This window comes from Variovorax sp. GW458-11-26-14-LB1 (genome assembly GCF_059423965.1).
In genome coordinates, this window is sequence record NZ_JBWKYW010000068.1 from 1 (window position 1) to 25,965 (window position 25,965).

Below are 25,965 nucleotides of genomic sequence, written 5' to 3' on the forward strand. Positions count from 1 at the left end.
CCTCGCCCCATCCGCACCGCCGCCACGCTCGTCGTCTTGCGCGACGGCCCCGAAGGCCTCGAAGTGCTGATGCTGCGGCGGGCCGAGAAGGCCAACGACCAGAACAGCGGCGCCAGCGTCTTTCCGGGCGGCATGGTCGATGCGCACGACCGCCTGCTGCACCCGCTGTGCGCGGGCCTGGACGACGCCGCCGCGAGCGCGCGCCTGGGCCTGCCCGAAGGCGGGCTCGACTTCCACGCAGCGGCGATCCGCGAATGCTTCGAAGAGGCCGGGTTGCTGCTCGCGAACGATGCGCAGGGCCGGCCGGTCGAGCTGCTCTCGCTCACGTCGGGCGAACTCGACGCGATGCGCGCCGCCGCCGAACGCAGCACCGACGCCCTGCTCGCCCTGTGCGCCGAGCGCGGCTGGTGCCTTGCCGTCGACCGCATCGCGTACTTCAGCCACTGGCTGACGCCGCCCGGCATGCCGCGCCGCTTCGACACGCGCTTCTTCGCGGCCGCGATGCCCGCCGGGCAGGACGTGCGCCCCGACGGCCGCGAGACCGTCGAGCACCTGTGGCTGAAGCCCGCCGACGCGGTCAGCCCCGAACGCGGCCTCAAGCTGCTGAACGTGACGCGGCGCGTGCTCGAGCACCTGGCCACCTTCGCCCGCGTCGACGACTTCATGGCCCATGCGCGCGCACTGCGCCGCATTCCGCTGACCATGCCGCGCCTGGCCGACGGTCCCAAGGGCCGGCGGCCGGTGAACATGGAAGAGCCCGCCTACGACGAGATCGGGCACCTCGATCCCGACGGCCAGGGCGGCGGCCGCTATGCGCTCGAGGCGGGCCTGGTCACGCCGCTGTCCGCGCGCGTGGTGCGCGTCGTGCACGACAGCGGCCTCAACAGTTTTCTCATCGGCGGCACCGAGGGCTGGGCGCTGGTCAACCGCGTGCCCGGCGACGCGGCGCACGAGGCCGCGCTGCGGGCCGCGGCGCCCGGGCCGGTGCGATGGGTGTTGTCGGCGGACGCGGCGCCGCAGTCCCTGGAGCTCGGCGGCGCCACGCTCCATGTGCTGGGCACACAGCGCTTCCTGCTGGCCGAGGAGCGCATGCTGTTCACGCACGACGCGACGACCACCGCCGTCGAGACGGATCACCGCGTCGAATGGATCGTGCCCGCGCGCGGCTTCATGCGCCGCCCGGCGTCGGCGCTCGCCGACTGAGTCGCGTCTTCAGGCCTGCTGCGCTTCCGTCAGCGCCTGCGCCGCCACCACCGCCTCGGTGCGGTTGCGCACGTTGAGCGCGCGGAAGATGGCTGCCAGGTGGATCTTCACCGTGCCTTCGCTGATGCCCAGGCTGCGCCCGATCAGCTTGTTCGGCTTGCCTTGCGACAGCAGTTGCAGCACCTCGACCTGCCGCTCGGTGAGCACGCTGCGCAGGTGTTCGAGGGTCTGGGTGCCGCCACCGCCGTTGCCGCCACCGCGCGCAAAAGGTTCGCCCGCCGCGGCAGACGACGGCGACACGCCAGCCACGATGCCCGGCGGCAGCGCCGTGAGCATCATCGGCGGCACGTACACGCCGCCCGCCAGCACCAGGCGCACCGCCGACAGCATGACGTCGGGCGAATAGGCCTTGGGAATGAAACCGAGCACGCCGCGTTCGAGCGCGCTGCGCATGATGGACGGGTCTTCGTAGCCCGACAGCACGATCACGGGCACGGCCGGGTGTCGTCGCCGGATCTCGTCGATGTGGGCCTGCCCGTCCGCGCCGGGCATGTTGAGGTCGATCAGGGCCAGGTCGAGATCGTCGGTCGCGCCGGCAAGCAGTTCGTCGACGCTCAGCGCCAGGACGAACTCGATGCCAGCTCCCAGCTCCGACAACTTGGCTTTGACCGCCTCGATGACGAGCCGGTGGTCGTCGGCGATCAGAATTTTCATGGCATACCCCAGTGTCCCAACGTCAATGTGCATTGGATTCTTCTGCGACTGCGAAGATAACGGCGATTGCCCCGTCCAGCAAGGCCGCCGCGCCCCACCAACGGCATAGACCCCAAGCGGTATGGCGGCCCCGTGGGCCCGTTGAAAAAATGAACGCCCACTCCAACGACCGGGGACATGGGCATGTGCGATCGCTGCAGACGCCGGTGCAAGGCATGCTTCGCAATGCACGTTTGAGAAGCGGGCATCCCTCATGGCCCGCCTGCTCGACTGCTTCTCGCCCTTCATTGCCTTCGGTCTCGGCCTGGACGCGTCGATCGCGGCCGGCCACCCCACCCTCACCCACGGCGATGCCCAGCGCGAGGCCCTGCGCCTGCTGGACATCGCACGCGCCGACGCCGACGTGGCGGGCGCCACCGCCACCCAGATCGAGTCGGCCGCCTTCGCCATGGTCGCGTGGCTCGACGAGATCCTGGCGCGCCACCCCGACGCCGTGGACGGCGCCGCGCCGCTGCAGGTGCAGCTGTTCAACTCCAACAACGCGCACAGCGAGTTCTTCCACCACCTGTCGGCCCTCGGCGCGCAGGACCACGCGGTGCGCGAGGTCTACTGGCATGCGCTGGCGCACGGCTTCAAGGGCCAGTACTACTTCGAGTCGGGCGACGAGGGCGAGCTCGGCAAGCTGAAGGACCTGCACGGCCGGCAGCTGCAGCCGCCGCCGCTCGAACTCGGCAGCCTCGCGCAGGACCACATCACGCCCCAGCCCTACGGCGTGCCCGATCCGCGCGGCCCGGCCGACATGCGCCGGCGCGACCGCACCGTGCTGCGCACCGGCACCGCGCTGGCCGTGCTCGTGCCCGCGCTCTTCCTGCTGTGGCACTGGCTGGCGGGGCCGCCGGCCGCCGGCACGGCGCTCACGCAGCGCATCGACCGGCAACTCGCCAGCTACGCCTGCGCGGACCTCGAAGCCTCGATCGACCCCGACGGCCGCCCGCGCGTGACCGGCTTCGTCTCGCAGCGCGACGACCTGCTGAAAGTGGCGGAGGACGTCGCGGCCATTCCCGGCGTGCGCGCGCCACAGTTCGACATCGGGCTGCGCGTGTGGCCGCACTGCGAGGTGTTCGCCATCCTCAAGCCCTCGCAGGCGCGCAACCGCCAGAAGAACCACGGGCTGAGCGTGAGCGCGCCGTCCGCGCGCGACGGCCGGCTGCGCGAGGGCGACGCGGTGCGCGTGCAGGTGGTGGCGCCGCGCCACGAGAGCTACATCTGGGTCGACTACTACACCGCCGATGGCTCCGTGATGCACCTGAACACCGGGCCGGCCCCGACGCGGCTGCGTGCGGGCGAGTCGCTAGAACTCGGGTCCGACATTCCCTCGAGCTGGCTCGTGAGTCCGCCCTTCGGCAACGTGCTGATCACCGTGCTGTCGGCGCCGATGCCATTCAGCGAAACCTCCGACCGCCCGCCGTACGAGATGGCCTCGGCCTACCTGCTGCGCCTGCGCGAGGCGCTGGCGGCCAGCAGGAACAGCGAGCGGCTGATCGCCGACTTCATCTCCCTCGAAACCGTGGCGCGCTGACCTCGCCCTTCCCCACCATGTTCGACACGCTGTCACCCGTGCACCTGTTCTGGCCGCTGCTCGCGGTCTGCCTCGCCGGCCTGGCGCTGCTGTACGCCGCCGTGCGCGACGCCGGCCGCGGCGCGCGGCGGCGCGGACTGCTGCGGCGCGTCGACGCCCTCGGCGCGCCCGCCGACCACGCCGCCGTCGACGCGCTGAAGGAAGCCATGGCGCAGGCGCGCACCTCGCTGCGGCAGGCGCCGCGCACGCGCGCGACGGCACCGTGGTTCCTCTTCATCGGCGGTCCGGCCACCGGGCTGCCGGGGCTGCTCTCGGCCGCCCGTGCCGAGTGCGTGGCGCCGCCGCCGCACGAGGCACCCGGCACGCCCTGGTGGCGCTGGTGGACCACCGGCGCGCTGACGGCCATCGAGCTGCATCCCGACGCCATCGGCGACCAGGCCGGCACGGCGCCCGCGCGCGGGCTCTGGCTGCAGTCGCTGCTGGCGCTTGCCGAGCGACGCGAACGCCTGCCGCTGCACGGCGTGGTGGTGTGCGTGGCGGCCGGCGACCTGCTGTACGGCGACCCCGCCCTGCGCAAGCGCGCCACCGCGAACATGCGCCGCCTGCTCGACGAGGCCAGCGACACGCTGCGCCTGCAGCTGCCGGTCTACCTCGTCGTGACGGGCCTCGAACGCCTGAAGGGCTATGCCACGCTGCGCGCCGCACTGCCGCCCGAGGTGCTCGCGCAAGCGCTCGGCCACCGCGTGGAGCACCCGTTCGCGGCGCACGCAGCGCGCGCCGCCGACCGGCTCGATGCGCTGTTCGATCCGCTCGTGGCGCAGCTGCACGGCCTGCGCATGGCCCTGCTGCGCGAGCAGCCGGGCCCCGCGGGGCGGCTCGCGCTGCATGGCTTCGTGGAGAGCGTGCGCACCTTGCAGCCCGCCTTGCGGCAGGTGGCGCAAGGGCTGTTCGAGGGGCACGGCAAAGGGGTGCGCGCGCCGCGCTGGCGCGGGCTGTACCTCACGGCGACGGCGTCGGAGAACGGCACGGGCGCCGCGTTCGTGAGCGACCTGTTCGGCCGCTTCCTGCCGGCGGACCAGCCGCTGGTGCGGCCCGGGCGCTTTGCGCCCACGGTGCCGGCGGAACTGCGCTGAGGCCGCCGTGCAGCTGGCGTTACTTGGCCGCGGCGTCCACCCGGATCTGCCGCGCGCCAAAGGTCACGTTGAGCACCTGCGCCTGGCCCGGGGTGACCGCGCGCACCTCGCGCCAGCGCGCGCGGTCGAGGTCGCGGAACGCGGCCATCACGCCGATCGCCTTGGCATCGGCCGGCAGGGTGAGGTCGAGCTTCTTGCTCTCGCCGGGGCGCAGCAGCATTTCTTCGCGCTGCACCAGTTCGGCGCCGAGCGTGGCTTGGTCTTTCTCGAACAGCGAGAAGAAGTCGGCGCCTTCGAAGGGCCCCGGTGTCTTGAGCGCGTAGACGCGCACCGTGAGCGGCGAGGCGCGCCCGCGCGCATCGGGGTTGGCATCGGCGCCGGCCGTGAGCGTGATCGACACCGGCGTGACCACCGGTTTGCTCGCGCAGCCCGCCATCAGAAGACCCGCTGCAGCAAGGCCAAGGGCTGCGATACGGCGTCGCGATGCGACAGCAAGGAGGCCCTCATAGGACGAATGGTGTGTACCCAGCGTGCGCATGCTATTCCCTTCGTTGCATTGACCGGTCCTGACGCATCTTTGATTATCACCAGCGAACTCGAACAGGCAACATGCTGACTCCCCAACTCGTCGACGCACTGCTCACGCCCATCGGCGAGGCCTCGCCTTGCGGGGACGACCTGGAGTACGACGCGGACTTCATGGCCCTCACGACTGCGGCGCAAGGCAAGGCCGAGCAGCAGTTCGGCGACACCGTGATCCCCGCCGTCGAACCCGACTGGCGCGACGTGGCCGAACGCGCCGATGCGCAGCTGCGCCGCAGCAAGGACGTGCGCGCCGCCGTGCTGCTGCTGCGCGCCGCGACGCGCCTGCAGGGCGTGGCCGGCTTCACGGCGGGCCTGCAATTGCTCACCTCGCTGCTCGACACCTTCTGGGACGGCATACATCCAAAGCTGGATGCGGACGACGACAACGACCCCACGATGCGTCTGAACGCGCTCGCGCCGCTGAGCGACGACAGCATGGTGCCGCGCGACCTGTACGACGCCTCGGTGGGCAACGCGCCCGGCGTGGGCCCGATCCGCGTGCGCGACATCGCCATTGCGCACGGCGTGCTCAACGCCGTCGGCGGCGAGGCCTCGTATTCGCCGGCGCAGGTGCATGGCGGGCTCGAGGCCCTGCACGCGGCGCACCCCGAACAGCTGCAAGCCGCCATCAGCCTTCCCGCGCTGCTCGATCGCCTGCAGAAGCTGCTGGGCGAGCGCACCGGCCGCACCGATGCGGTGGACCTGGGCACGCTGCGCACCGTGTCGCGCGCGGTCGCCAAGGCCTGCACGGCGGCGGCCGGCGCACCGGAAGCATCGGCCGACGAGGGTGCAGCCGAAGGCGGCGACGCCCCGGCCGGCAACGCAGCCCGACCGGCCGCGCCACGCGGCGAGATCCAGAACCGCCAGGACGCGGTGCAGATGCTCGACCGCGTCATCCGCTACCTCGAACAGGCCGAGCCCGGCAACCCCGCGCCGCTCCTGATCGAACGCGCCAAGAAGCTCATCGGCGTGAGCTTCCTGGACATCATGGCCAACCTCGCGCCCAACGCGATGGACACCATCGAGACCGTGACGGGCAAACGCCAGTCCGAATGACCGCCGCCGTTTCCACCCGTCCCCTTTCATTCCCGCAAGGAGCATCGCCATGGCCAAGAGCAGTCAGAAATTCATCGCACGCAACCGCGCGCCCCGGGTCCAGATCGAATACGACGTGGAGCTCTACGGCGCCGAGAAAAAGATCCAGTTGCCCTTCGTGATGGGCGTGCTGGCGGACCTGTCGGGCAAGCCCGCCGACCCGCTCGCGCCCGTGGTCGATCGCAAGTTCCTCGAGTTCGACGTCGACAACTTCGACGCCCGCATGAAGGCCATGAAGCCGCGCGCCGCCTTCGCGGTGGAGAACTCGCTCACCGGCGAGGGCGACCTGAAGGTCGAGCTCACCTTCGACAGCATGGACGACTTCTCGCCCGCCGCCGTGGCCCGCAAGGTGGGCGCGCTCAACAAGCTGCTCGAAGCGCGCACGCAGCTGTCGAACCTCGTGACCTACATGGACGGCAAGGGCGGCGCCGAAGACCTGCTGGCCAAGGTGCTCGAAGACCCGGCCCTGCTGCAGACGCTGGCCGCCAGCAAGAAGCCCGGGGACGGCGAAGCCGCCGCCTGAGCCCGACCCCGATTCCTGACAGACACACACCGGTACACGAGGAGAAACCATCATGGCCGACGCACTCGAGCAGAGCGCACTGAAAGACGTTGCGTACGCGGGAAGCGACTTTTCGTCGCTGCTGCAGAAAGAATTCAAGCCGCGCAGCGACGAAGCCAAGAGCGCCGTCGAAGCCGCCGTGCTCACGCTGGCGCAGCAGGCGCTGAGCAACAGCACCGTCATCGGCAAGGACGTGACCAAGTCGATCCAGGCCATGATCGCCGCGATCGACGCCAAGCTCACCGACCAGGTGAACAAGATCATCCACCACCCCGACTACCAGAAGCTCGAGAGTGCGTGGCGCGGCCTGCACTACATGGTGAACAACACCGAGACCGACGAGAACCTGAAGATCCGGGTGATGGACATCTCCAAGCAGGAGCTGGCCAAGAACCTCAAGAAGTTCAAGGGCGCGGCCTGGGACCAGAGCCCGATGTTCAAGAAGATCTACGAGGAAGAGTACGGCCAGTTCGGCGGCGAGCCCTTCGGCGCGCTGGTGGGCGACTACCACTTCGACCAGAGCCCGCCCGACGTCGAGATGCTCGGCGAGATGGCCAAGATCGCCGCCTCGGCGCACGCGCCCTTCATCACCGGCGCGAGCCCCAACCTCATGCAGATGGAGTCGTGGCAGGAGCTGGCCAACCCGCGCGACCTGACCAAGATCTTCTCCACGCCCGAGTACGCCGGCTGGCGCTCGCTGCGCGAGTCGGACGACTCCAAGTACCTGGGCATGTGCATGCCGCGCTTTTTGGCGCGCACGCCCTACGGCGCCAACACCAACCCGGTGGAAGAGTTCGACTTCGAGGAAGACACCGCCGGCGCCGACCACAGCAAGTACGCCTGGGCCAATGCCGCCTATGCGATGGCGACCAACATCAACCGCTCGTACAAGCTGTACGGCTGGGGTTCGCGCATCCGCGGCATCGAGTCGGGCGGCGCGGTGGAAAACCTGCCGCTGCACACCTTCCCCAGCGACGACGGCGGCGTGGACCAGAAGTGCCCGACCGAGATCGCCATCAGCGACCGGCGCGAAGCCGAACTCTCGAAGGCCGGCCTGCTGTCGATGATCCACCGCAAGAACTCCGACTTCGCGGCCTTCATTGGCGCCCAGTCGCTGAACAAGCCGGCCGAGTACGACGACCCCGACGCCACGGCCAACGCCAACCTGGCGGCGCGCCTGCCCTACCTCTTTGCCTGCAACCGCTTTGCGCACTACCTGAAGTGCATCGTGCGCGACAAGGTCGGCAGCTTCAAGGAGCGCGAGGACATGCAGCGCTGGCTCAACAAATGGATCATGAACTACGTGGACGGCGACCCCGCCAACTCGTCGGAAACCACCAAGGCCCAGAAGCCGCTGGCCGCCGCCGAGGTGATCGTGGAAGAAGTCGAGGGCAACCCGGGCTACTACACGTCCAAGTTCTTCCTGCGCCCACACTACCAACTCGAAGGCCTCACGGTCTCGCTGCGGCTGGTGTCCAAGCTGCCGACGGCCAAGGGCGCCGGTTGAAAAAAATCTGCGGATTCTTCTTGAATTCCCGGTTCCGTTTCGTTCTATGAGTAGCTGCCGGGCATCGGAACTTTTCTCCCACCGCCGGCAGCCATTTTTTTCGTTTCGATCATCAACCGCCCGAATGCAATCGGGTTCCAAGGAGTAGGAACATGTCATCTGACTTTCACATCAAGCTCGACGGCGTCAAGGGCGAGTCTTCTCACAAGGACCACAAGGACGAGATCGAGATTTCGTCGTGGTCCTGGAACGTGAGCAACGCATCGGGCGCGGGATCGGGCGGCGGTTCGGGCAAGGGCAAGGCCTCGCCGGGTGAATTCAACTTCACGCACGTCTACGACAAGGCATCGCCCGTGCTCGCCAAGAACTGCGTGAGCGGCAAGCACTTCAAGGACATGGTCATGACCTGCCGCAAGTCGGGCGAAGGCCAGCAGGAGTACCTGAAGGTCACGCTCAAGGAAGTCTTCATCTCCAGCGTGGGCCCCGGCGGCGCACAGGGCGGCGACGTGCACGAGCAGGTGTCCTGCAGCTTCAAGGACATCGAGTTCGCCTACAAGGGCCAGGACGACAAGGGCGCCGGCGGCGGCGAGGTGAAGTTCGGCTGGAACGTGGCCACCACCGAAACCCGCTGACGGGCGACGGACTCGTCAGCCCAGTCCGCCCCTGGCACCCCACGGTGCCGGGGCCGGTCCCTGCCCGTGTCCTCACCGGAGCAATGCCATGGCATTCAGCACCACACTCATCGGTACCAGCGGCAAGCTGCACACGACCTACAACTCCGATTGGTCGGTCGGACGGATCGGCTCCAACACGCGTGAAGACGTGATGCTGGTGCAGGCCCTGTTCAAGATCTTCTACTACGAGCTGCTGGGCTTCAACCACGACTTCGACCCGCCCCCCGGCGCGACCGAGGTGATCGTGGTGGACGGCTACTACGGGCCGGTCACTCAGAAGCACATCACGCACTTCCAGGAACAGGCGATCGCGCGCGGGCGCAAGGTCCTGCCGGACGGCATCTTCGATCCCTTCCGCGAGCCCGGTGCGTCCAGCACGATCAGCAAGACGCGCTACGCGCTCGACCTGCTGAACAACGGCTGTGCCAACAGCTGCGAAGAGCAGAACATCAACAACTACAGCAACCTGCCGAACCGGGAAGACATGCCCGCGTTGCTGCGCAGCGCGCTGAAGAAAGTCAAGAAGAAGGCCAGCAAGTACAGCTGAACGGTCTCAACGGCCCCAGGCAAAACGCCCATCCATCGGATGGGCGTTTTGCTTGAAGGATGGCGCCACGCTCAGGGGTCTGTCGACGCGACGTTCTCGGGCAGCAGCCGCGTCAGGTCGTCGTCGGCGTCCTCGATCACCCACAGCGTGAGCGCCGTGTAGTTGTCGTGGCCCGGCTTGGCGTTGGCCTTGATCTGCGCGTCGAGCAGCTCGGTCCACTGGCTGGGCGTGCGCGATGCGTGCAGCGTGTCGACCAGGCACTCGTCGCCCAGCGGCTCCCACACGCCGTCGCTGCACAGCAGCAGCACGTCGCCGGGCAAGAGGCGCATGCGGTCGGACACCGCGATGTCGGGCGCCTCCTCGATCGAGCCCAGTGCCGACAGCAACATGTTGCGCTGCGGATGCAGGCGCGCGCCCTCCTCGTCGAGCATGCCGCCCGCGACCATCTGCTGCACCAGGCTGTGGTCGGTGGTGCGCGCCACGATGGCGCCGCCGCGGAACAGGTAGGCGCGGCTGTCGCCGCTGTGCACCCAGGCCAGCACCTCGCGCTCCAGGTCGATCACCGCGAACACCACCGTGGAGCGCATGCCGGCGAGCTTGCCGCCTTCGGCCTGGCGCGCCACCACGTCCAGGTTGGCGCGCTCGATCAGCGCGCGCAGCGCGGCCTCGTCCATCGACGGCGCCCCCGAGAAGCCGCCGAGCACGCTGGCGCGCACCGTGGCCGCCGCCACGTCGCCGCCGCCGTGGCCACCCGCGCCGTCGGCCACCAGGCAGGCGACGTAGCGCTCGTCGTGCCAGTGGCCGTGCACGTCCTCGTTGTAGGTGCGCCCGCCCTGCCGGGAGAGCGTGACGATTTCGATTTCCAAGCGGGGTGCCTCGCGAGTGCTGGGGGTTGTTCTGGTTTTGTTCTGGTTCAGGCGTCGGACTTCAGGCGCGCCATCTGCTCTTCGTAGGCCGCGAGGAAGGCCTTGCCGAAGAGGCTGTGGAAGTCGTCCTCGGCCTCGCTCGCGATGCCGCCGTACAGCGCCACGAACTGGTCCCAGAGCTTGGCCTTGCGGTTGGCGGCAAAGAGCGCATCGAGCGCGGTCTTCGCGCTGATCTTCTTCTCGAGCTCGGCCGGCTCGAAGCGGCCGATGACATGGGCCAGCGCCGCGCGCATGCCCACCATCACGCCGAACTGGTGCGCGCGCAGGTCGTCGAAGGCGTCGCGCATCGCGGCCTCGGGCGGCATGAAGCCGCGCACGCCGGGGCCCAGCAGGTGCGCCAGCGCGACCTCGACCGTGGGCGAGAACTTGAGCGGGTTGTTGGCCTGCGACGCGATCATCGTGACCTCGGCGCGCACCTCGCGCTTGAACTCCTGGCGCGTGAGCAGCAGCTGCAGCGTGCCCTCGGTGGCGGTGCGCAGCATCGATCCGATGCGCTCCATGAGGCCGGGCGTGAGCATCTCGGGCGGCTGATGCGTGCTGGCCAGGCCGCGCAGGAAGGCGGCGAGCAGCTCGTCGTCGGAGGCGGTGCGCGTGGACGTGGCTGCCGCGGGTGCCGGCGGCGCGACGTGCACGGGCGGCGGCGGTGGCGGAGGGGGCGGCGGCTCGGCGACGCGGCCGGCGTTCTCGGGCCCGCTGATGCGGATCGGCTGGCCGGTCACGTCGTCGAACTTCGCAAGCGGAGCCACGGGCGCAGGCGCAGGCGCAGGGGGCGGCGGCGGCGGTGGTGGCGTGATGGCCTTCGGCGGCTCGAAGCCGAACTGGTCGATCGGCAAGTGATCGGAGCGCGGCACCGGCGTGGCGGGCGCCGCGCGCTGCAACGCGGCCAGCGGGTCGGCGTCCGACGCGGTGTTGGGCTGCAGCAGCGGATCGGCCAGCGGCGACAGCGCAAGCGGATCGCCTCCGATGCCGCCAGCGCCCGGCGACCCGCCGAACAGGTCGTCGATGCTCGCGGCCTTGCCGTGCGCGGGCGGCGCGCCCAGGTCGGAAAAATCGTCGAGCGCGCCGAGCCCCGCAGAGGGTGCGGCCGACGGCGTGGGGCCCAGCAGGTTCGCGAACGGGTCGACCTGGTCGGCCTGCGCATTGCGCGAGCCGCTGGCCATGGGGTCGGGAAAGAGCAGCGACTCGGCAGGCGCGGCGGCGCGGGCCGCAGCAGGCGCCGGCGCGGGAGCGGCCGGCGATCCCAGCCCCGCGAGCAGGTCGGCGAACGGATCGTCGCTGCTGGCGGCGGGCGCGGCGGCCGGCGCCGACATCACGGTGTTGGGGATGACCGGTGCACGTGGCGCCGCCGCAGCGGCCATCACACGCACCGAGAGTTCGAAGCTCCCGATGACGAGCCGCGCGCCGTCGGTCAGCGCCGCTTCCTTGCCCGCGCCCAGCGACATGCCGTTGCATTGCATCGCGTTGCTGCCGCGGTCGACGATGAAGTACTGCCCGTCGCGGCACAGCACCTGCGCGTGCACGCGCGAGACGGTGCGGTCGGGGTCGTCGAGCACGAGCGCGTTGGTGTCGGCGCGACCGATGGTGCCGCCGCCGGGTCCGAAGTCCGCGGCGATGGACGGTCCGGCCGGCATGCCTTGCCGGGTGATGACAGCGATATGGATCATGAATCGGCCCCCGATGGCGGCTGCGCCCGTGCAATCTCGCAAGGAGTATTCATTCCGTGGGGCCGGTTGGCAATCTCGCCTTAAGAGGTATGCCGCATGCGCGCCGTCGCGGCCTCACGGCGCCAGCAGCAGCACGAGCGACTGGCTCGGCACCGCGCGCACGCCCGGGCAGTTGGTGCTGTTCTGCAGCGAGTTGCTGGTCAGGCGCGTGGCGGGCATGCCCTGGAACAGCACGGTGAACGCGCCCGTGAGATGGCGGCACGGTCCCATCACGGTGCCGGAGGCCACGCCCAGCAGCACCCCGGGGTTGTCGCCGTTGCTCATCGGGATCGTGGTGCCCAGGTTGTGCGCCGGGCCGCCCATGATGAGGATCGTGGGGCAGTTGGGAATGGCCATCGCGCCCATCGCGATGTTCGGGTACGGAATGGGCAGCGGCGACGGCGCGGCCGGCGTCATGCAGACGTCGGGAAAGGCCATGTCGGTGCCCATGAGCTGGCAGTTGGCGAACATGGGACGTCTCCTCAACCGAAGTGGATCTGCGCGCCGCGCGTCTTGACCAGCTTGCCGCCGTTGACCATCACATGCTCGGCCTTGAGCTGCATCAGCTGCTGCGCCTCGTGGTCGATGTGCATGGCCTGCACGCGGTCGGTGCCCTGCGTGGTGCGCAGGTAGTGGCGGCTGAAGTGGGTGACGCGGTCCATCACGCTCGAGAGCACCGAACCGACGAACTTGATGGTGCCCGCGCACAGCCGGAACTGCCGCGCGGCCACCTCCACCTCGTCGGCCACCAGGTGGGTGCGACGCCCGCGCAGCTCGAGCTGGTCGGCATCGAGCTGCAGCCGCGCGGCCTCCAGGTGCAGGGCGCCGTCGCACCGCAGCACGGCCGGCTGCGCCGCGTCGCGCTGCAGCACCGCCAGCACCCACAGCTCCGACGGGCCGGTGCGCAGGCAGGCCACGGTGTCGCCGACGGCCGGCACCAGCAGGCAGCTGGCCGCACGCCGCGCCTGCACCTCGCCCCGCAGGCCGACGCGCACACGCACGGTGGCATCGGGCCCGACGGCGGTGACGAGGCCGCCCTGGCAGGCGCCGGCGATGGCGACGGTGGGGTCGACCGCCGGCGCGCAGACCGGTTGGCTCTGGCTGTGCGGGCTGCGCTGGCTGGGGCTTCTGCCGGGGGTTCGGGTCTTGCTCATGGGGCTCTCCAGGATGTGCGGATGGGGTCAGGCGGCGGCGACGGCGCGCCAGCGCTCGGCCTCGGCGCGCTGCGGGTCCTGCGTCAGCGCGCGGGCGTGGTCGTCGATGCGCGCGCCTTCGGTGAGCGCGCCGTGCAGCTGGGCGCGCAGCAGCGAGGCGCCCTCCATGTCGCAGCCGCGCAGGTCGGCGTGGCTGAGGTCGGCGTGGTCGAGCACCGCGTTCTGCCACTGCGCGCGTGCCATGCGCGCACCGGCGAAATGCACCTGGTGCAGGCGGGCGCGTGCGAACACGCTGCCTTCGAGCAATGCGCCGGTGAACAGCGCCTGCGTGAGGTCGGCGCCCGAGAAATCGACGCCGGCCGCCTGCGCCTCGCAGAAGATGGCGCGCGGCGCCTGCACGCCGGCCAGCCGCGCACCGCCCAGCAGCGCGCCCTGGAAGCTGCACTGCGGCAGGCGGGCGTCGGTGAAGTCGGCGCCCTGCAGGTCGACCCCGGCGAACTGGCAGCCGCGCAGCGACTGGCCGCGAAAGTCCTGCCCCGCCAGCGGGGTCTTGACGAACACCGTGCGCTCGAAGTTGCCGCCGCTCCAGTTCAGGTGACGCACGTCGCATTCCATCAGCGTCGCCTGGCGCCAGTTGACGCGCTCCGCGCTGGCATCGAACAGGCTGCACTGGTTGAAGGTGGCGTTGTCCAGGCTCGCGTCCTGCAGGCTGGCGTGGGCGAACTTGCTGCGGTTGGCCACGAGCATGGACGCGTCGGCGCCGGCCAGCCGCGCGTGCGACACCTCGCACTCGTTCAGGGTGGTGGCATGCAGCCGTGCCTCGCCCAGGTCGGCGTGCGTGAGCTGGCACTGGTTGAAGGTGGCCCGCCGCAGATCGGCCGTGCCCAGCAGCGTGCCGCGCAGGTCGCACTGGTCGAACACCGCCTCGTGCAGGTCGGCGCCGCGCAGGTCGGCCCGGCGCAGGTCGACCTTGCTGAACAGCGCGCCGGCCAGCGCGGCGCGCGCAAAGTGGCCGCCCTGCAGATCCAGCGACTCGATGGGCTCGCCGATGGCGGCAGCCATGGCCAGGACTTCGGGCGTCATGGCACGGGCTGCGCCTGCTCGGCGGCGCTCAGCCGCGGCCAGGTGCGGGTGCGTGTGAGCAGCGCGTCGTCCAGCCGCACGTCGCCGTCCAGGCGCACGCGCGACAGGTCGGCCTGGAACAGGTTGCTGCGCCGCAGGTCGGCGCCGCGCAGGTCGGCATGCTGGAGCATGGCGTCGCGCAGGTCGGCGCCGGACATCCGCACCCCGCGCAGCACGGCCTTGCGCAGCAGCGCGCCGCGCGCCGAGGCCAGGCGCCAGTCGCTGCCGGGCATGCGCGCGCCGGTGAAGTTGGCGCCGTCGGCCACGGCGCCGGCAAAGCTGGCGTCGGCCAGCGCCACGCCGCCGAAGTTGGCATGCGCGAGGTCGGCATGGCCGAGGTCCGCGCCCGTCATGTCGCACGCGGGCGTGACGACCACGCCGGCGGCGCGCGCCTGCGTACAGCGCGCGCCCTGCAGTTGGCAGTCGACGAAGTTGGCGCCCGCGAGGTCGGCGCCGCGCAGATCGACACCGCGCAGGTCGCACTCGACGAAGCTGGCGCCGGCCAGCGTCGCGCCCGTGAAGGCGACGGTGCGCAGGTCCGCGCGATAGAACACCTGCCCGCCGGCCTGCGCCTCGCTCCAGTCGCAACGGCCCCAGGCCGCTTCCAGCAACGAGGTGCCGCCCAGCTGCGCGCGCGCGCCGCGTGCGCCTTCCAGCTGGCAGCGCTCGAGCACGGCGGTGCGCAGGTCGGCGTCGTCCAGCACGCAGCCGTCCAGGCGGCTCGCGCCCAGGTTGGCACCCTCGAAGCTGGTGCCGATGGCGATGGCGCCGCTCAGCTCGGCATGCGCCAGCACCGCATATGAAAAGTTGGCGCCCGAGAGGTTGGCCTGGCGCAGGTCGGCGCTTTCGAGCCAGGCGCCGGTGAAGTCCGCGCCGCGCAGGTCCAGCCCGTGCAGGTCGGCGCCGGTGAGGTCCATGCCGCGGAAGGCGCGAAAGCCCGATGCCGCCGCCCGCCGGATCTCGTCGCGCAACGCCGCGGCCGCATCGGGCGCCATGCGATCGACCGGCGGCTGCTGGTGCGCCGCCTGCAGGTAGCCCAGCGAGTCGGCGCCCTCTTTCTGCAGCAGCGGGCCGTAGACCACTTCGGGCCGGAAGTCGCGTTTCTCGTGCCGCGCGGTCTGTTCGAGCTGCTTCAGGTCCTGCTCGGCGCGGTAGGTGGGCGGTCCGCGGTGCTGCAACTGCGCCAGGTCGACGCCGCGCTCGCGCGCCATCGCGATGGCCTGCTCCATGTGCGCGAGCACGTCGTTGAGTGCATGCAGCTGCTGCAGCTCGGAGGCTTCGATCTGCCGCTGCAGCACCTCGGCCAGCTCGTCGGGCTTGGGCACGGGCTCGCGCGGCGGCATCGTCACGCCCAGCGCGTCGGGGTCCTTGCCGAGCCCGCGCAGCTGTTCGCGGGCCATGGCCACATCGAGTTCGGCGCGCCGATACTGGGCCTGCGCCTGCACGCCGTCGCTGGCGAAGGGCGCGCGCGCGGCCTCGGCATGCGGATCGGTGATGTCCAGGCCCTCGGGCAGCAGGTCGCTGTCGCGCAGGCTGTGGACCAGGCCCAGGCGCGGATCGGCGCGCTGCGCGATCACGTGCAGGTAGTGCGCATCGGGGCGCGGCGCCTCGGTGATGCGCTCCACGCCGCAGGTCATGCCGCGGATGTCGCTGCCGTCGTCGCTGGCCATCTCCGCCAGGCCGTGGAAGACCAGCACCAGCCGCTGCGCATGCGGAAAGCACCACACGGTGGTCAGGCGCATCGGCACTTCGCGCAGCGCGTCGTCCTGCCCCGCGCCCATCGCGTAGGCGGCGAACACGCGCGCGCGCAGGCCGGGCAGGCGCCCGGTGAGCGTGGGGTGCTCGGGATGCAGGTGGACGAACTCGAGCTCCTCGTCGCCGCGCAGCGGTTCGGCAAACCACTGGTCGGCGGGGGCCACGTTGAAGAAGCGCCAGTCGGTGTCGGGCGCAAAGCCGGGCGCGTGCTCGCGCATGTACTCCGGTCCGTAGGTGCCGCGCCAGGCGGCACGCGCCGGGTGCATCGGATCGAGGCGGCCGAAGCCGGCCGGCTCCGCCACCTGGTCGGGATGGTGCAGCGGTGCGTGCGGCCATTCCACATTGGGCAGCGGGCGCACGCCCTGCACGGCGGCCCGGCCGATGCCTGCCGGGTTGGCCGCGAAATCGGCACCGCCGTAGGCGCGCTCCCAGCCGATCGGCATCTGCGTGTAGGGCTGCGGCGCGCTGGCGCGTTCGCCCTCCCAGTGCCGGTCGCCCATCACCACCAGCGTCTTGCTCACCGGCCCCACGCGCACGCGCACCGCGCAGCCTGTCGCCGACGCCGACGGCGGGCAGGCCCGGCCGTGCACCAGGAACTCGGCGGTGAGCTTGGCCACGCCCTCGTCGACCAGGGGCTCCGCCATTTCTTCGGCCAGAAAGTCCCACATCGACTGCTCGCCCCACAGCCGGCCGTGCGCGCCCTGTTCCAGCGGCACATGCAGCAGCGCGCTGATGCACAGCGCGCGCCGGCCCCGGTACTCGATCGGGCGGGTGGACAGGCCCAGGGCCTGCGGCTTGTTGATCTGCATCGCGTGCGGCCCGGCCCGTCAGGGCGTGCCCGACCCGCCGGAGCTGTTGGGGTCTTGCGAGCTGGTGGGTCCGGGCGTGCTCTGGGGCCCGTCCGCCGCCGGCGGCTGGTTCGAGCTGACGGGCTCCGCCGGTTGGCTCGAACTGGCAGGCTCGCTGGTGGGCCCTGCCGGTTGGCTCGAACTGGCGGGTTCGCTCGGCCCCGCCGGCTGACTCGAACTGGCGGGCTCGCCGGTGCCGGCCGGTGCCGTCTGCGCCGGCGAGGGCTGGGGGGTCGGCTGGGGCGCGGGCACCGAGCCGTCCTCGGCCGGCTTGAGCGCATCGGCCTGGTCCTCGGCACCGCTGCCCATCGCGCGGCCCATCGCGCCGATCGGACCGCCCACCACGGCGCCCGCGACACCCAGCACCGGCGACGCGATGATCGCGAACGGCCCGGTCACCAGGCCCAGCCCTACGCCGGCACCCGCGCCGATCGCCGTGTCGGTGCCGTAGTGCGATCCCGCCAGCGCCTCGCCCTGCGCCTTGCGATCGCGTGCCAGTCCGGCCATGTCCTGCAGGCGCTTCTGCAGGCCGGGAATGCGGCCGACGTCCGGGTCCTTGGCCGCCTCCTCGAGCTGCTTGGCCGCGTTCTCGTACTGGGTGAAGGTGGCCTCCACGTCGCGCGCACCCAGGAACAGCCCGCGGATCGCGCCCACCGCCGAGAAGAGCGCGGCCACGCGGTTCAGCGGCGGCGGTCCACCGCCCCCGCCCCCGCCGCCGCCGGCCTTGAAGATGTGGATCGGCGCCTCGCGCAGGCTGCCGAGCTTGCGCTCGATGCCCATCGAGGCCACCGTCTCGAGCTTGAGCGCGATGGTGTTCTCGATCTGCATGCCCATGAAGTTGGCCACCGCCAGCCCCACGGCGTTGTCCATGCTCATGCCCAGGAAGGTGGAACGCGCCGCGCCCAGGTTCGCCTCGCTGTTGGTGCCGATGTAGCCGCTGCTGTTGGCGCCGAGCACCGTGGTGTTGGAGCCCAGCGAGGTCTGGTTGATGTCGCCGATGGCCATCAGGTTGATGTGCGTGTTGCTCACCAGGCTGTACTGCATGAAGTTGGCCTGGAACGGCGCCACGCCGGCGTCCATCTTCATCGAGTTGCCGCCGGTCACCTTGAACTCGATGTGGCCGGCCTCGAAGGTCATGCGCGACGCCTTGTGCGCCATGTTGCCGGCGATGGTCACCGTCTGGTTGCCGCCCACGGTGCGGCTTTCGTTGGAGGCCGTGAAGTCGGTGCGCGCGGACTTGGTCTCGATGCGGTGGTCGCCCTTGACCACCAGCGCGTGCGCGCCGTCCACGTTGGTGGTCTGGTTGGCCACCACGTGCACGTCCTGGCTGGCGCCGACGGTGATCTTCTGCGCCACCTTGACGCTCTTGGTCTCGTTGTTGGTGACGTTGACCGTGCGGTTGCGCTGCACGCTCACGGTCTGGTCGCGGTCGACCTTGAGCGACTGGTCGCGGCCCACGCTGCCCGAGTCGTCGCGCTCCACGCTGCGGCTCATGTCGAGTTCGGCGTGGATGTTGATGTTCTCGGACCCCTTCTTGTCCTCGAACATGATCTCGTTGTAGTTGTTCACGCCGCCACCCGGCGTGGACCGGGTCCGGAAGCCGCTCTGCGTGGGCGACTTGTACGGAATGGGCTGGTCGTCGTTGTAGACGCGGCCCACGATCACCGGCCGGTCGGGGTCGCCGTTGAGGAAGTCGACGATCACCTCCTGGCCGATGCGCGGTGCGAAGTAGCCGCCCCAGCCCTTGCCGCCCCAGGGCTGCGACACGCGCACCCAGCAGGTCGACTTCTCGTTGCTCTCGTCGTAGCGGTCCCAGTGAAAGTGCACCTTCACGCGGCCGTGGTCGTCCACGTGCAGCTCGTCCCCCTTGGGGCCGACCACGATCGCGGTCTGCGGGCCGGGCATGGTCACGCGCGGCGTGAGGCGCGGCGCGCGGAACGGCCGGTCGACCGGCATCACGGTGAGCAGGAACAGGCTGCTGCCGGTCTGCGCGGCGGCCAGCGCGGGCGTGGCGGCGATCAGCTCTTCCAGCACCGGCAGGGTGTCGGCGTTCACGGCGTCGTCGCGCAGCACCTCGGCCAGCGCGCGCTGCACGGGCTGGGCCGGCGCGCTGGCGCTCACGCCTTCGTAGCCGCGGTGGCTGGCGATGAAGGTGCAGGCGGCGATCACGTAGTCGCCGTTGCGCGTGCCGTCGGGGTCGTCCTCGAACTTGAAGCTGCGCCCGGCCGCCACGTCGGGCCAGGGCGTGAGCGCCCAGTGGCGGTCGCGGCGCGCGTTGAGTTCGTCGCCGCGCAGCTTGGCGCGCGTCTCGGCGTCGTCGCCGCTGAAGTAGCCGCCGGGGAACTCGAACATCTCGAACTCGGCGAGCTCGTGCTGGTCGGAGCTGTCGATGTCGGCGCCCAGCTTTTTCTTGATGGCCTTGAAGTCGCTGTCGCGCGACGAATGCTTGCCGGTGTCGAACTGCCGCGCGCTGACCCAGCGCGAGATCTCGTTGAAGCGCGGTTCGGCCGCATGGACCGCCATGTGGCGCAGCGTGTCGGTCGCGGGCAGCTTGTCGTGCGCCAGGTCGCTGGCGTCCGACAGGTGCATGGTGCCGGGCGCGTCGTGCGCGTCGAACCAGTAGTAGATGCCCTCGTCCTCCAGCAGGCGCGACAGGAACTGGTAGTCGCTCTCCTGGTGCTGCACGCAGTAGCGGCGCGGGTTGTGCGTGCCGATGACGTTGGTGGCCTTGGTCTTCTTGAAGCGCTTGATCGGGCTGTCCTCGAACACCGCGTCGAGCACCTCGAGCACCTTCTTTTCCTGGTGGATGCGCGAGTTGGCGCGTTTGGTGAGCAGCCAGAACCACGAGCGCAGCGCGATGCGGTACTCGTAGTGCCGCCCGATATGGCCCGCGCGCACGAAGCGCACCGCGTGGCCCTGGCAATGCCGCTCGTGCGCACCGCCGTCGGCGTCCTTGAACTCGATGACCACGTCGAAGGCGTGGCCCAGGATGTCCTTGGCGGCGAGGTCCTTGTTCCTGGACAGCACGGTGAGCTCGTAGGCCGCGGGGCGCGCCAGCGCCTCGTGCCCGACGATGCGCCAGAACATCAGGTCGTCCTTGGCGGGCGAATCGCTCTCGATGCGGAACTCGTGGTCGGCCATCTTGGGTCTCTCGGAAGTGGGGCGTCGCGCTGCGGGGGGTCAGTCGAACGCGTAAGTGAAGTCGGCGTCCTTCACGTCGAGCGCCACGCGGCGGATCTCGCCGCCCGAGGCCAGGCGTTGCAGGTACTCGACCGAAATGGTGGGCAGCACGGTGTTGGTGAGGATCGCGTCGATCACGCGCCCGCCCGACTCCGGGTCCTGGCAGCGCGCGACCACCTGCTCGATCACCGCTTCGGTGTATTCGAAGGGCACGCCGTGGTTGGTCTCCACGCGCTTCTTGATGCGGCCCAGCTGCAGCCGCACGATCTTCTTCATCATCTCGGGCGACAGCGGGTAGTAGGGAATGGTGACGATGCGGCCCAGCAGCGCGGGCGGGAACACCTTCATGAGCGGCGCCTTCAGCGCATCGGCCAGCGCATTCGAATCGGGCAGCAGCTCGGGGTCGCGGCACATGCTCATCACGAGCTCGCTGCCGGCGTTGGTGGTCAGCAGGATGATCGTGTTCTTGAAATCGATCATGCGGCCCTCGCCGTCTTCCATCCAGCCCTTGTCGAAGACCTGGAAGAAGATCTCGTGCACGTCGGGGTGGGCTTTTTCCACTTCGTCGAGCAGCACCACGCTGTAGGGCCGGCGGCGCACGGCCTCGGTCAGGATGCCGCCTTCGCCGTAGCCCACGTAGCCCGGGGGCGCGCCCTTGAGCGTGGAGACGGTGTGCGCCTCCTGGAACTCGCTCATGTTGATGGTGATGATGTTCTGCTCGCCGCCGTACAGCGCCTCGGCCAGTGCCAGCGCGGTCTCGGTCTTGCCGACGCCCGAGGTGCCGCAGAGCATGAAGACGCCGATGGGTTTCTGCGGGTTGTCCAGCCGCGCGCGCGAGGTCTGGATGCGGCGCGCGATCATCTCCAGGCCGTGCTTCTGGCCGATCACGCGCTGGTTGAGCGTGTCGGCGAGCTTGAGCACCGCCTCCACTTCGTTCTTGACCATGCGGCCGACCGGAATGCCCGTCCAGTCCGCGACCACCGAGGCCACGGCCTGCTCGTCGACCGAGGGCAGGATGAGCGGCGACTCGCCCTGCACCGCGTGGATCTTCGTCTGCAGTTCGTGCAGCTCGGCCAGCAGCGTGGCGCGGTCGGGGGCGGCCTCGGCGGCGGTTTCCCCGGCCGCCGGTTCGTCGACCGGCTTGTTGCCCGCGCGCAGCTTGCTGCGCAACTCGAGCAGGCGATCGACCAGGCCCTTCTCTTCCTGCCAGCGCGCATTCAGCGCTTCGAGTTGCACCTTCGATTCGGCCAGCAGCGTGGCCACGAGCGCGGCGCGCTTGGTCACGTCGATGCCGATGGCCTCCTCGCGGCCGATGATCTCCTGCTCGACCGTGAGGCCTTCGATGCGGCGCATGCAGTCTTCGACTTCGGGCGGCGTCGCGTGCTGCGACACGGCCACGCGCGCGCAGGCCGTGTCGAGCAGGCTCACGGCCTTGTCGGGCAACTGGCGCGCGGGAATGTAGCGGTGCGACAGCTTCACGGCCGCTTCGATCGCCTCGTCGAGCAGCTGCACGCGGTGGTGCTTCTCGAGCACGCTCGCCACGCCGCGCAGCATGAGGATGGCCTTGGTCTCGTCGGGCTCGGGCACCTGCACGACCTGGAAGCGCCGCGTGAGTGCCGGGTCTTTCTCGATGTACTTCTTGTACTCGGCCCAGGTGGTCGCGCCGATGGTGCGCAGGTTGCCGCGCGCCAGCGCCGGCTTGAGCAGGTTGGCCGCGTCGCCGGTGCCGGCCGCGCCGCCCGCGCCGACCAGCGTGTGGATCTCGTCGATGAACAGGATGATGGGCGTGGGCGAGCTCTGCACCTCGTCGATCACCTGGCGCAGGCGCTGCTCGAACTCGCCCTTCATGCTTGCGCCGGCCTGCAGCAGGCCGATGTCGAGCGTGAGCAGCTTCACGTCCTTCAGCTGCGGCGGCACATCGCCGCGCGCCAGGCGCTGCGCGAAGCCTTCCACCACCGCGGTCTTGCCCACACCCGCCTCACCCGTCAGCAGCGGGTTGTTCTGGCGACGGCGCATGAGGATGTCGACGATCTGGCGGATTTCCTCGTCCCGCCCGGTCACCGGATCCATCTCTCCCTTCTTGGCTTTCTCCGTGAGGTCGACAGCAAATTTCTTGAGGGCATCGCCCTTGCCCATGGCGGCCGGCGCCATGGCGCCCGAGTCTTCGCCGGGTGCGCCGCTGCCCATGCCGGTGCCGTCCTGGGCGCGCATCTGCGCTTCGGGCGAGGCGTCGCAAATCTTGGGGAAGTTGTCGGCCAGGTCTTCGACCTTGATCTTCTCGAACTGCTTGGACAGGCCGAACAGCGGGTTGCGCAGGCTCTGCGTCTTGAGCATGCCCACCAGGATGTAGCCGGTGCGCACCTGCGCCTCGCCGAACTGCAGGGTGGCGTAGGTCCAGGCGCGCTCGATGGCGTTCTCGATGTGCGGCGAGAAATCGCTGATGGCGGTGGCGCCGCGCGGCAGGCGGTCGAGCGCGGCCGTCATGTCTTTCGCGATCACCGACACATCGAGGCCGTAGTGCTGGATCACGCGGTGCAGGTCGGAGTCCTGCGCCTGCAGCAGCTGGGCGAACCAGTGCTCCAGCTCCACGTACGGGTTGCCGCGCATCTTGCAGAAGACGGTGGCGCCCTCGATGGCCTTGTAGGCCAGCGAGTTGAGTTTGCCGAAGAGGGCGGTGCGGCTGATTTCACTCATGGAGGACTCCGTATCTCTTCTGAACGAATGAAGATGGGTTTATTGAAAAGAGGCGGGCTGCTGCGGCAGGCGCGCCCTCGACGGCTGGCTGGCAATGCGCACGTCGGCCGCATCGCGCGTGCGCGGGCGTTCGCCGAGCCACGAGACCCAGCCCAGGCGCGGGCCGTTGCCCCGGGCCTGGCCCAGGCGTGTGGGCGGCACCTGTACTTTCTCGAGCACCAGCTGCGCGTCCCATTCGAGGGTGTCGCCGAGCAGCTGCTGCATCCAACGCTGCAGCACGGGCTGCGCGTCGCCGGTGGGCAGGAACATGCGGTACTGGTCGATCGTGAGCGGCCCCAGGTGCAGCCGCACGCGGTGCTGGCGGTCCCACGCGCGCGTGCCGAGCATCGCGCCCATGCCCATCGCGCGCGAACTCTCGCCCTGCCCCAGGCGCGTGACCTCGTCCGTGGGCACGCGCATCCAGTGGCCGACCCAGCGCTCCAGCTTCACCGGCACGCCGAAATAACTGCACAGCACCGACTCCACGCTTTCCGCGTTGTGCACGCGGCGCGCGAGCCAGCCCGAGAAGTGCAGGCGCGCGTCGTCGTGGATCTCGTCGCGGTCGATGCGCCCCGGCGTGCCGATGCCGACCAGCGCACCCACCTGCAGGCGGAAGCGGTCTTCGCCCGGCCGGTCGAGCGCCACGGCCGGACGCGACTGCGCCCATGCGCGGTAGAAGTGCAGCGAGAAGCGGTGCGAGAAGGTGTCGAGAAAGGCCAGCCAGGTCGGGTCGCCGTGGTTCAGGCTGCGCTCGCGGATGAAGTCGCTCAGGTGCACCGGCAACGGGCCGTTCGGGCCGATGTAGCCGAAGAAGTGCTGGCGCAGGCGCGGCGGCGAATGCGCGGTGGCCGGCTCGAAGCGGCTGAAGCTGGCGGGCGCGAACGACAGCGACGGCTCCTGCCCCACGCGCACCGGCTCGGCGCTGGGCAGCAGGGCACGGCCCCAGCGCGGCGTGGTCTTCGCGACGGACTCGATGCGGCGCATCACGGCGAAGTAGTCGAAGTCCCACGGCTGCGCCGACCACCCGCGCAGCGCCTGGTCCACCCGCGTGCTTACAGAATCTGGCGTGTCCCGCACAGCGGCCTCCAGCGCATGGCTTCGCCCTTGCCCGCCACGCGCAGCACGGTCTCGACGAAGTGGTTCACCTCGACATGGCGCGCGAGAAACTGCGCGAGCACGGCGCCGAACAGGAAGGCACTGTGGCCGTGGAAGGCGTCCTTGTCGACCTCCAGCGTCACCTCGAGCCCGCGCCCGAAGGCGATCGGGCCCGCGAGCGGCAGGCGCCGCGCCACGGGCTTGCTCTTGACCGACAGCAGCCCGCGCACCTGGCCCTGGCGCATCTCGTCGGCATGCACGGCGTAGAGCATGAGCGTCTCGCGCAGCGCGGCGGCGCCCTGCTCCGGCGTGCTGTCGGACAGCGACAGGTAATTGAGCGCCAGGTGGTCGATGACGCGCCAGCCCAGCCCCTGGCTCACGACCGGCGACACCGGCCGCGACGGCCCGCGCACCATGCGCACGCGCTGCACGGGAAAGGAGTCGACGCAGTCGAAGTCGTTGTCGCGGCCCAGCGGCATCAAGAGCGGCAGGTCGCGGTTGGTGCACAGCGCGGTCACGGCGAGCTGGCGCAGCGTGGCCGCATACGGCGCCTGCTGCGGGTCGACGATCTGCATGTAGACCTCGGAGCCGATGTGGCTGCTGCGGTGGCCTTCGGTGCGCTGGCGCACCGAGAGCATGCGCGGCTCGCGCGTGGTCGTGAAGTAGGCCGGGTGGCTGTTGCGGCTGCCGTGGAAGGCCGAGTAGAACGGCCGAAACGGCTGCTCGGCCACCGCGGCGTCGGCCCCGGGCGCGCCGTGGCCGATGACCTCGGTGACGGTGTGCACCTCGAAGTCCTGCGGCCGCGTGCGGTCGGGCACCAGGTGGAACTGGCTCACGCCCTCGGTCACGGGCACGCGGTCGAGCCGCTTGGTGAACAGGTTGACGGCGGGCACGCAGTGCAGCTGCACGTTGTCGGCGCTCACCAGCTTCTCGAGCGCCGCATCGCCGCGCGAGAACAGCAGCACGATCTCCAGCTCGGTCACCGGCATCGTCGCGAGCAGCGCCTGCAGCCCGCCGATGCGCACGAACTGGAAGCGCTGCGGGAACGCGAAGTACTCCTGCAGCAGCCGAAAGCCCGAGAAGCCCGTGGCCGTGACCGGCAGCAGCGCCTCGTCGTCCCCGAAGCCGACCGCACCGATGGCGCTGCCCGGCAGGCTGCGCACGGTGCCCTGCAAGGCGCCGCCGGCCGTGAGCGGTCGCACCCACACGCCCACGGGCTGGCCCAGCGCGCATTCGTGCAGCTGCCAGGCCACGTCTTCCGCGCCGCCGAAGTGCAGCACCAGGTCGTCGAGCGCGATCTGGCTGAAGTCCAGCCCCGCCGTGGCGCGCAATGCAATGCGCAGGCCGCCGCGGATGGCGCGCGACTGCGGATGGGTGTTCAGCGGCAGGTCGGGCGCGTAGGTGAAGTACTGGGCGCGCTGCACCTCGATCGGCCAGATGCGCAACGCGGCGGCGGTGCGGAACTCGCAGTGCGTGTTCTGCCCCACGGCCTGGCGCGCGCGCAGGCCGGCGCCGCGCGGCAACGTGGGGCCGGCCGCGAGGTTGGCGTCTTCCGGGTCGGGCACGAACGACACCACCGTCATCGCCGGCGTGGGCGCCAGGAAGTGCGGGTAGACGATGTCCAGCAGGTGACCCGTGAAGCGCGGGTATTCGGCGTCCAGCTTCAGGCCCACGCGCGCCGAAAGGAAGGCCGTGGCCTCGATCAGCCGCTCCACGTACGGGTCGGCGACTTCCTGGCCCTCGATGCCCAGCCGGTGCGCGATCTTCGGGAACGCACGGGCGAACTCCGAGGCGCTTTCGCGGAAGTAGCGCAGCTCCTGCTCGTACAGGCTCAGCAGCCGAGGGTCCAT

The 25,965-nt window shown here is 70.3% G+C and carries 20 protein-coding genes; 8 read left to right on the forward strand and 12 right to left on the reverse strand.

Annotated features, from left to right (window positions below; translation table 11 throughout):
- A partial coding sequence (locus tag AC07YS_RS29260) for an NUDIX hydrolase (protein ID WP_495273951.1) occupies nucleotides 1-1,203 on the forward strand: 1,203 nt, incomplete at its 5' end.
- A gap of 9 nt (nucleotides 1,204-1,212) precedes the next feature.
- Here AC07YS_RS29260 and AC07YS_RS29265 read toward each other — a convergent pair.
- On the reverse strand, nucleotides 1,213-1,917 hold the full coding sequence (locus AC07YS_RS29265) for a response regulator transcription factor (RefSeq protein ID WP_070063891.1): 705 nt from the start codon (nucleotides 1,915-1,917) through the stop codon (nucleotides 1,213-1,215).
- Nucleotides 1,918-2,170: 253 nt separating this feature from the next.
- Between AC07YS_RS29265 and AC07YS_RS29270 the strand changes: the two genes are divergently transcribed.
- Entirely contained in the window at nucleotides 2,171-3,496 is a 1,326-nt protein-coding gene (locus AC07YS_RS29270) for a DotU family type IV/VI secretion system protein (protein ID WP_070063890.1), read from the forward strand.
- Between the two features lie 17 nt (nucleotides 3,497-3,513).
- Complete coding sequence (locus AC07YS_RS29275) at nucleotides 3,514-4,629, forward strand: type VI secretion system protein (protein ID WP_495270258.1); 1,116 nt, start codon at nucleotides 3,514-3,516, stop codon at nucleotides 4,627-4,629.
- Between the two features lie 19 nt (nucleotides 4,630-4,648).
- On the opposite strand, the gene tssJ is transcribed toward AC07YS_RS29275, so the two are convergent.
- Nucleotides 4,649-5,167: a type VI secretion system lipoprotein TssJ gene (gene tssJ, locus AC07YS_RS29280; protein WP_070063888.1), complete on the reverse strand. Its 519-nt coding sequence runs from the start codon at nucleotides 5,165-5,167 to the stop codon at nucleotides 4,649-4,651.
- A gap of 71 nt (nucleotides 5,168-5,238) precedes the next feature.
- Here tssJ and tssA point away from each other — a divergent pair, with 71 nt between their 5' ends.
- From tssA to AC07YS_RS29305, 5 genes are all read left to right on the forward strand, one after another.
- Nucleotides 5,239-6,270, forward strand: coding sequence for a type VI secretion system protein TssA (gene tssA, locus AC07YS_RS29285; protein WP_495270259.1), 1,032 nt, complete (start codon nucleotides 5,239-5,241; stop codon nucleotides 6,268-6,270).
- 49 nt (nucleotides 6,271-6,319) lie between these two features.
- Nucleotides 6,320-6,832 carry a type VI secretion system contractile sheath small subunit gene (tssB, locus tag AC07YS_RS29290; RefSeq protein ID WP_062482197.1) on the forward strand — a complete coding sequence of 171 codons (513 nt, stop codon included), beginning with the start codon at nucleotides 6,320-6,322 and terminating at the stop codon, nucleotides 6,830-6,832.
- 52 nt (nucleotides 6,833-6,884) lie between these two features.
- A complete protein-coding gene (tssC, locus tag AC07YS_RS29295; RefSeq protein ID WP_062482199.1) occupies nucleotides 6,885-8,378 on the forward strand; it encodes a type VI secretion system contractile sheath large subunit in 1,494 nt (497 codons plus the stop codon).
- A gap of 152 nt (nucleotides 8,379-8,530) precedes the next feature.
- Complete coding sequence (locus tag AC07YS_RS29300; RefSeq protein WP_095743412.1) at nucleotides 8,531-9,010, forward strand: Hcp family type VI secretion system effector; 480 nt, start codon at nucleotides 8,531-8,533, stop codon at nucleotides 9,008-9,010.
- 88 nt (nucleotides 9,011-9,098) lie between these two features.
- Nucleotides 9,099-9,599: a peptidoglycan-binding domain-containing protein gene (locus AC07YS_RS29305; protein ID WP_095743411.1), complete on the forward strand. Its 501-nt coding sequence runs from the start codon at nucleotides 9,099-9,101 to the stop codon at nucleotides 9,597-9,599.
- Nucleotides 9,600-9,670: 71 nt separating this feature from the next.
- Here AC07YS_RS29305 and AC07YS_RS29310 read toward each other — a convergent pair whose 3' ends face one another.
- The 10 genes from AC07YS_RS29310 to tssF all read right to left on the reverse strand — a co-directional run bounded on the left by AC07YS_RS29310 (nucleotide 9,671) and on the right by tssF (nucleotide 25,965).
- Nucleotides 9,671-10,465 (reverse strand): PP2C family protein-serine/threonine phosphatase, encoded by a 795-nt coding sequence (locus AC07YS_RS29310; protein WP_487848683.1) that lies wholly within the window; start codon nucleotides 10,463-10,465, stop codon nucleotides 9,671-9,673.
- A gap of 47 nt (nucleotides 10,466-10,512) precedes the next feature.
- The gene (gene tagH / locus AC07YS_RS29315; protein ID WP_495273952.1) at nucleotides 10,513-12,189 is read right to left on the reverse strand and encodes a type VI secretion system-associated FHA domain protein TagH; all 1,677 of its coding nucleotides are present in this window, start codon (nucleotides 12,187-12,189) and stop codon (nucleotides 10,513-10,515) included.
- A 114-nt stretch (nucleotides 12,190-12,303) separates the two neighbouring features.
- Nucleotides 12,304-12,699, reverse strand: coding sequence for a DUF4150 domain-containing protein (locus AC07YS_RS29320; protein ID WP_062482207.1), 396 nt, complete (start codon nucleotides 12,697-12,699; stop codon nucleotides 12,304-12,306).
- An 11-nt stretch (nucleotides 12,700-12,710) separates the two neighbouring features.
- Nucleotides 12,711-13,382: a DUF3540 domain-containing protein gene (locus AC07YS_RS29325; protein WP_070063883.1), complete on the reverse strand. Its 672-nt coding sequence runs from the start codon at nucleotides 13,380-13,382 to the stop codon at nucleotides 12,711-12,713.
- 27 nt (nucleotides 13,383-13,409) lie between these two features.
- Nucleotides 13,410-14,465 carry a pentapeptide repeat-containing protein gene (locus tag AC07YS_RS29330; RefSeq protein WP_495270337.1) on the reverse strand — a complete coding sequence of 352 codons (1,056 nt, stop codon included), beginning with the start codon at nucleotides 14,463-14,465 and terminating at the stop codon, nucleotides 13,410-13,412.
- Nucleotides 14,462-17,068 (reverse strand): DUF2169 family type VI secretion system accessory protein, encoded by a 2,607-nt coding sequence (locus AC07YS_RS29335; protein ID WP_495270338.1) that lies wholly within the window; start codon nucleotides 17,066-17,068, stop codon nucleotides 14,462-14,464. Before AC07YS_RS29335 ends, AC07YS_RS29330 begins: the two co-directional genes overlap by 4 nt.
- An 18-nt stretch (nucleotides 17,069-17,086) precedes the next feature.
- Entirely contained in the window at nucleotides 17,087-20,248 is a 3,162-nt protein-coding gene (gene tssI / locus AC07YS_RS29340) for a type VI secretion system tip protein TssI/VgrG (protein ID WP_495275751.1), read from the reverse strand.
- 39 nt (nucleotides 20,249-20,287) lie between these two features.
- Nucleotides 20,288-22,981 (reverse strand): type VI secretion system ATPase TssH, encoded by a 2,694-nt coding sequence (gene tssH, locus AC07YS_RS29345; protein WP_495270167.1) that lies wholly within the window; start codon nucleotides 22,979-22,981, stop codon nucleotides 20,288-20,290.
- Between the two features lie 39 nt (nucleotides 22,982-23,020).
- The gene (gene tssG, locus AC07YS_RS29350) at nucleotides 23,021-24,097 is read right to left on the reverse strand and encodes a type VI secretion system baseplate subunit TssG (RefSeq protein WP_495270166.1); all 1,077 of its coding nucleotides are present in this window, start codon (nucleotides 24,095-24,097) and stop codon (nucleotides 23,021-23,023) included.
- Nucleotides 24,073-25,965 carry a type VI secretion system baseplate subunit TssF gene (gene tssF, locus AC07YS_RS29355; RefSeq protein ID WP_495270165.1) on the reverse strand — a complete coding sequence of 631 codons (1,893 nt, stop codon included), beginning with the start codon at nucleotides 25,963-25,965 and terminating at the stop codon, nucleotides 24,073-24,075. Before tssF ends, tssG begins: the two co-directional genes overlap by 25 nt.

What these genes read in the sequence shown, in the direction of transcription:
- tssH (WP_495270167.1), bottom strand. Translation starts at nt 22,981, where the DNA reads ATGAGTGAAATCAGCCGCACCGCCCTCTTCGGCAAACTCAACTCGCTG.
- AC07YS_RS29275 (WP_495270258.1), top strand. Translation starts at nt 3,514, where the DNA reads ATGTTCGACACGCTGTCACCCGTGCACCTGTTCTGGCCGCTGCTCGCG.
- tssJ (WP_070063888.1), bottom strand. Translation starts at nt 5,167, where the DNA reads ATGCGCACGCTGGGTACACACCATTCGTCCTATGAGGGCCTCCTTGCT.
- AC07YS_RS29305 (WP_095743411.1), top strand. Translation starts at nt 9,099, where the DNA reads ATGGCATTCAGCACCACACTCATCGGTACCAGCGGCAAGCTGCACACG.
- tssF (WP_495270165.1), bottom strand. Translation starts at nt 25,965, where the DNA reads ATGGACCCTCGGCTGCTGAGCCTGTACGAGCAGGAGCTGCGCTACTTC.
- AC07YS_RS29320 (WP_062482207.1), bottom strand. Translation starts at nt 12,699, where the DNA reads ATGTTCGCCAACTGCCAGCTCATGGGCACCGACATGGCCTTTCCCGAC.
- AC07YS_RS29265 (WP_070063891.1), bottom strand. Translation starts at nt 1,917, where the DNA reads ATGAAAATTCTGATCGCCGACGACCACCGGCTCGTCATCGAGGCGGTC.
- tssI (WP_495275751.1), bottom strand. Translation starts at nt 20,248, where the DNA reads ATGGCCGACCACGAGTTCCGCATCGAGAGCGATTCGCCCGCCAAGGAC.
- AC07YS_RS29335 (WP_495270338.1), bottom strand. Translation starts at nt 17,068, where the DNA reads ATGCAGATCAACAAGCCGCAGGCCCTGGGCCTGTCCACCCGCCCGATC.
- AC07YS_RS29330 (WP_495270337.1), bottom strand. Translation starts at nt 14,465, where the DNA reads ATGACGCCCGAAGTCCTGGCCATGGCTGCCGCCATCGGCGAGCCCATC.
- tssA (WP_495270259.1), top strand. Translation starts at nt 5,239, where the DNA reads ATGCTGACTCCCCAACTCGTCGACGCACTGCTCACGCCCATCGGCGAG.
- AC07YS_RS29270 (WP_070063890.1), top strand. Translation starts at nt 2,171, where the DNA reads ATGGCCCGCCTGCTCGACTGCTTCTCGCCCTTCATTGCCTTCGGTCTC.
- AC07YS_RS29325 (WP_070063883.1), bottom strand. Translation starts at nt 13,382, where the DNA reads ATGAGCAAGACCCGAACCCCCGGCAGAAGCCCCAGCCAGCGCAGCCCG.
- tagH (WP_495273952.1), bottom strand. Translation starts at nt 12,189, where the DNA reads ATGATCCATATCGCTGTCATCACCCGGCAAGGCATGCCGGCCGGACCG.
- tssC (WP_062482199.1), top strand. Translation starts at nt 6,885, where the DNA reads ATGGCCGACGCACTCGAGCAGAGCGCACTGAAAGACGTTGCGTACGCG.
- AC07YS_RS29300 (WP_095743412.1), top strand. Translation starts at nt 8,531, where the DNA reads ATGTCATCTGACTTTCACATCAAGCTCGACGGCGTCAAGGGCGAGTCT.
- tssB (WP_062482197.1), top strand. Translation starts at nt 6,320, where the DNA reads ATGGCCAAGAGCAGTCAGAAATTCATCGCACGCAACCGCGCGCCCCGG.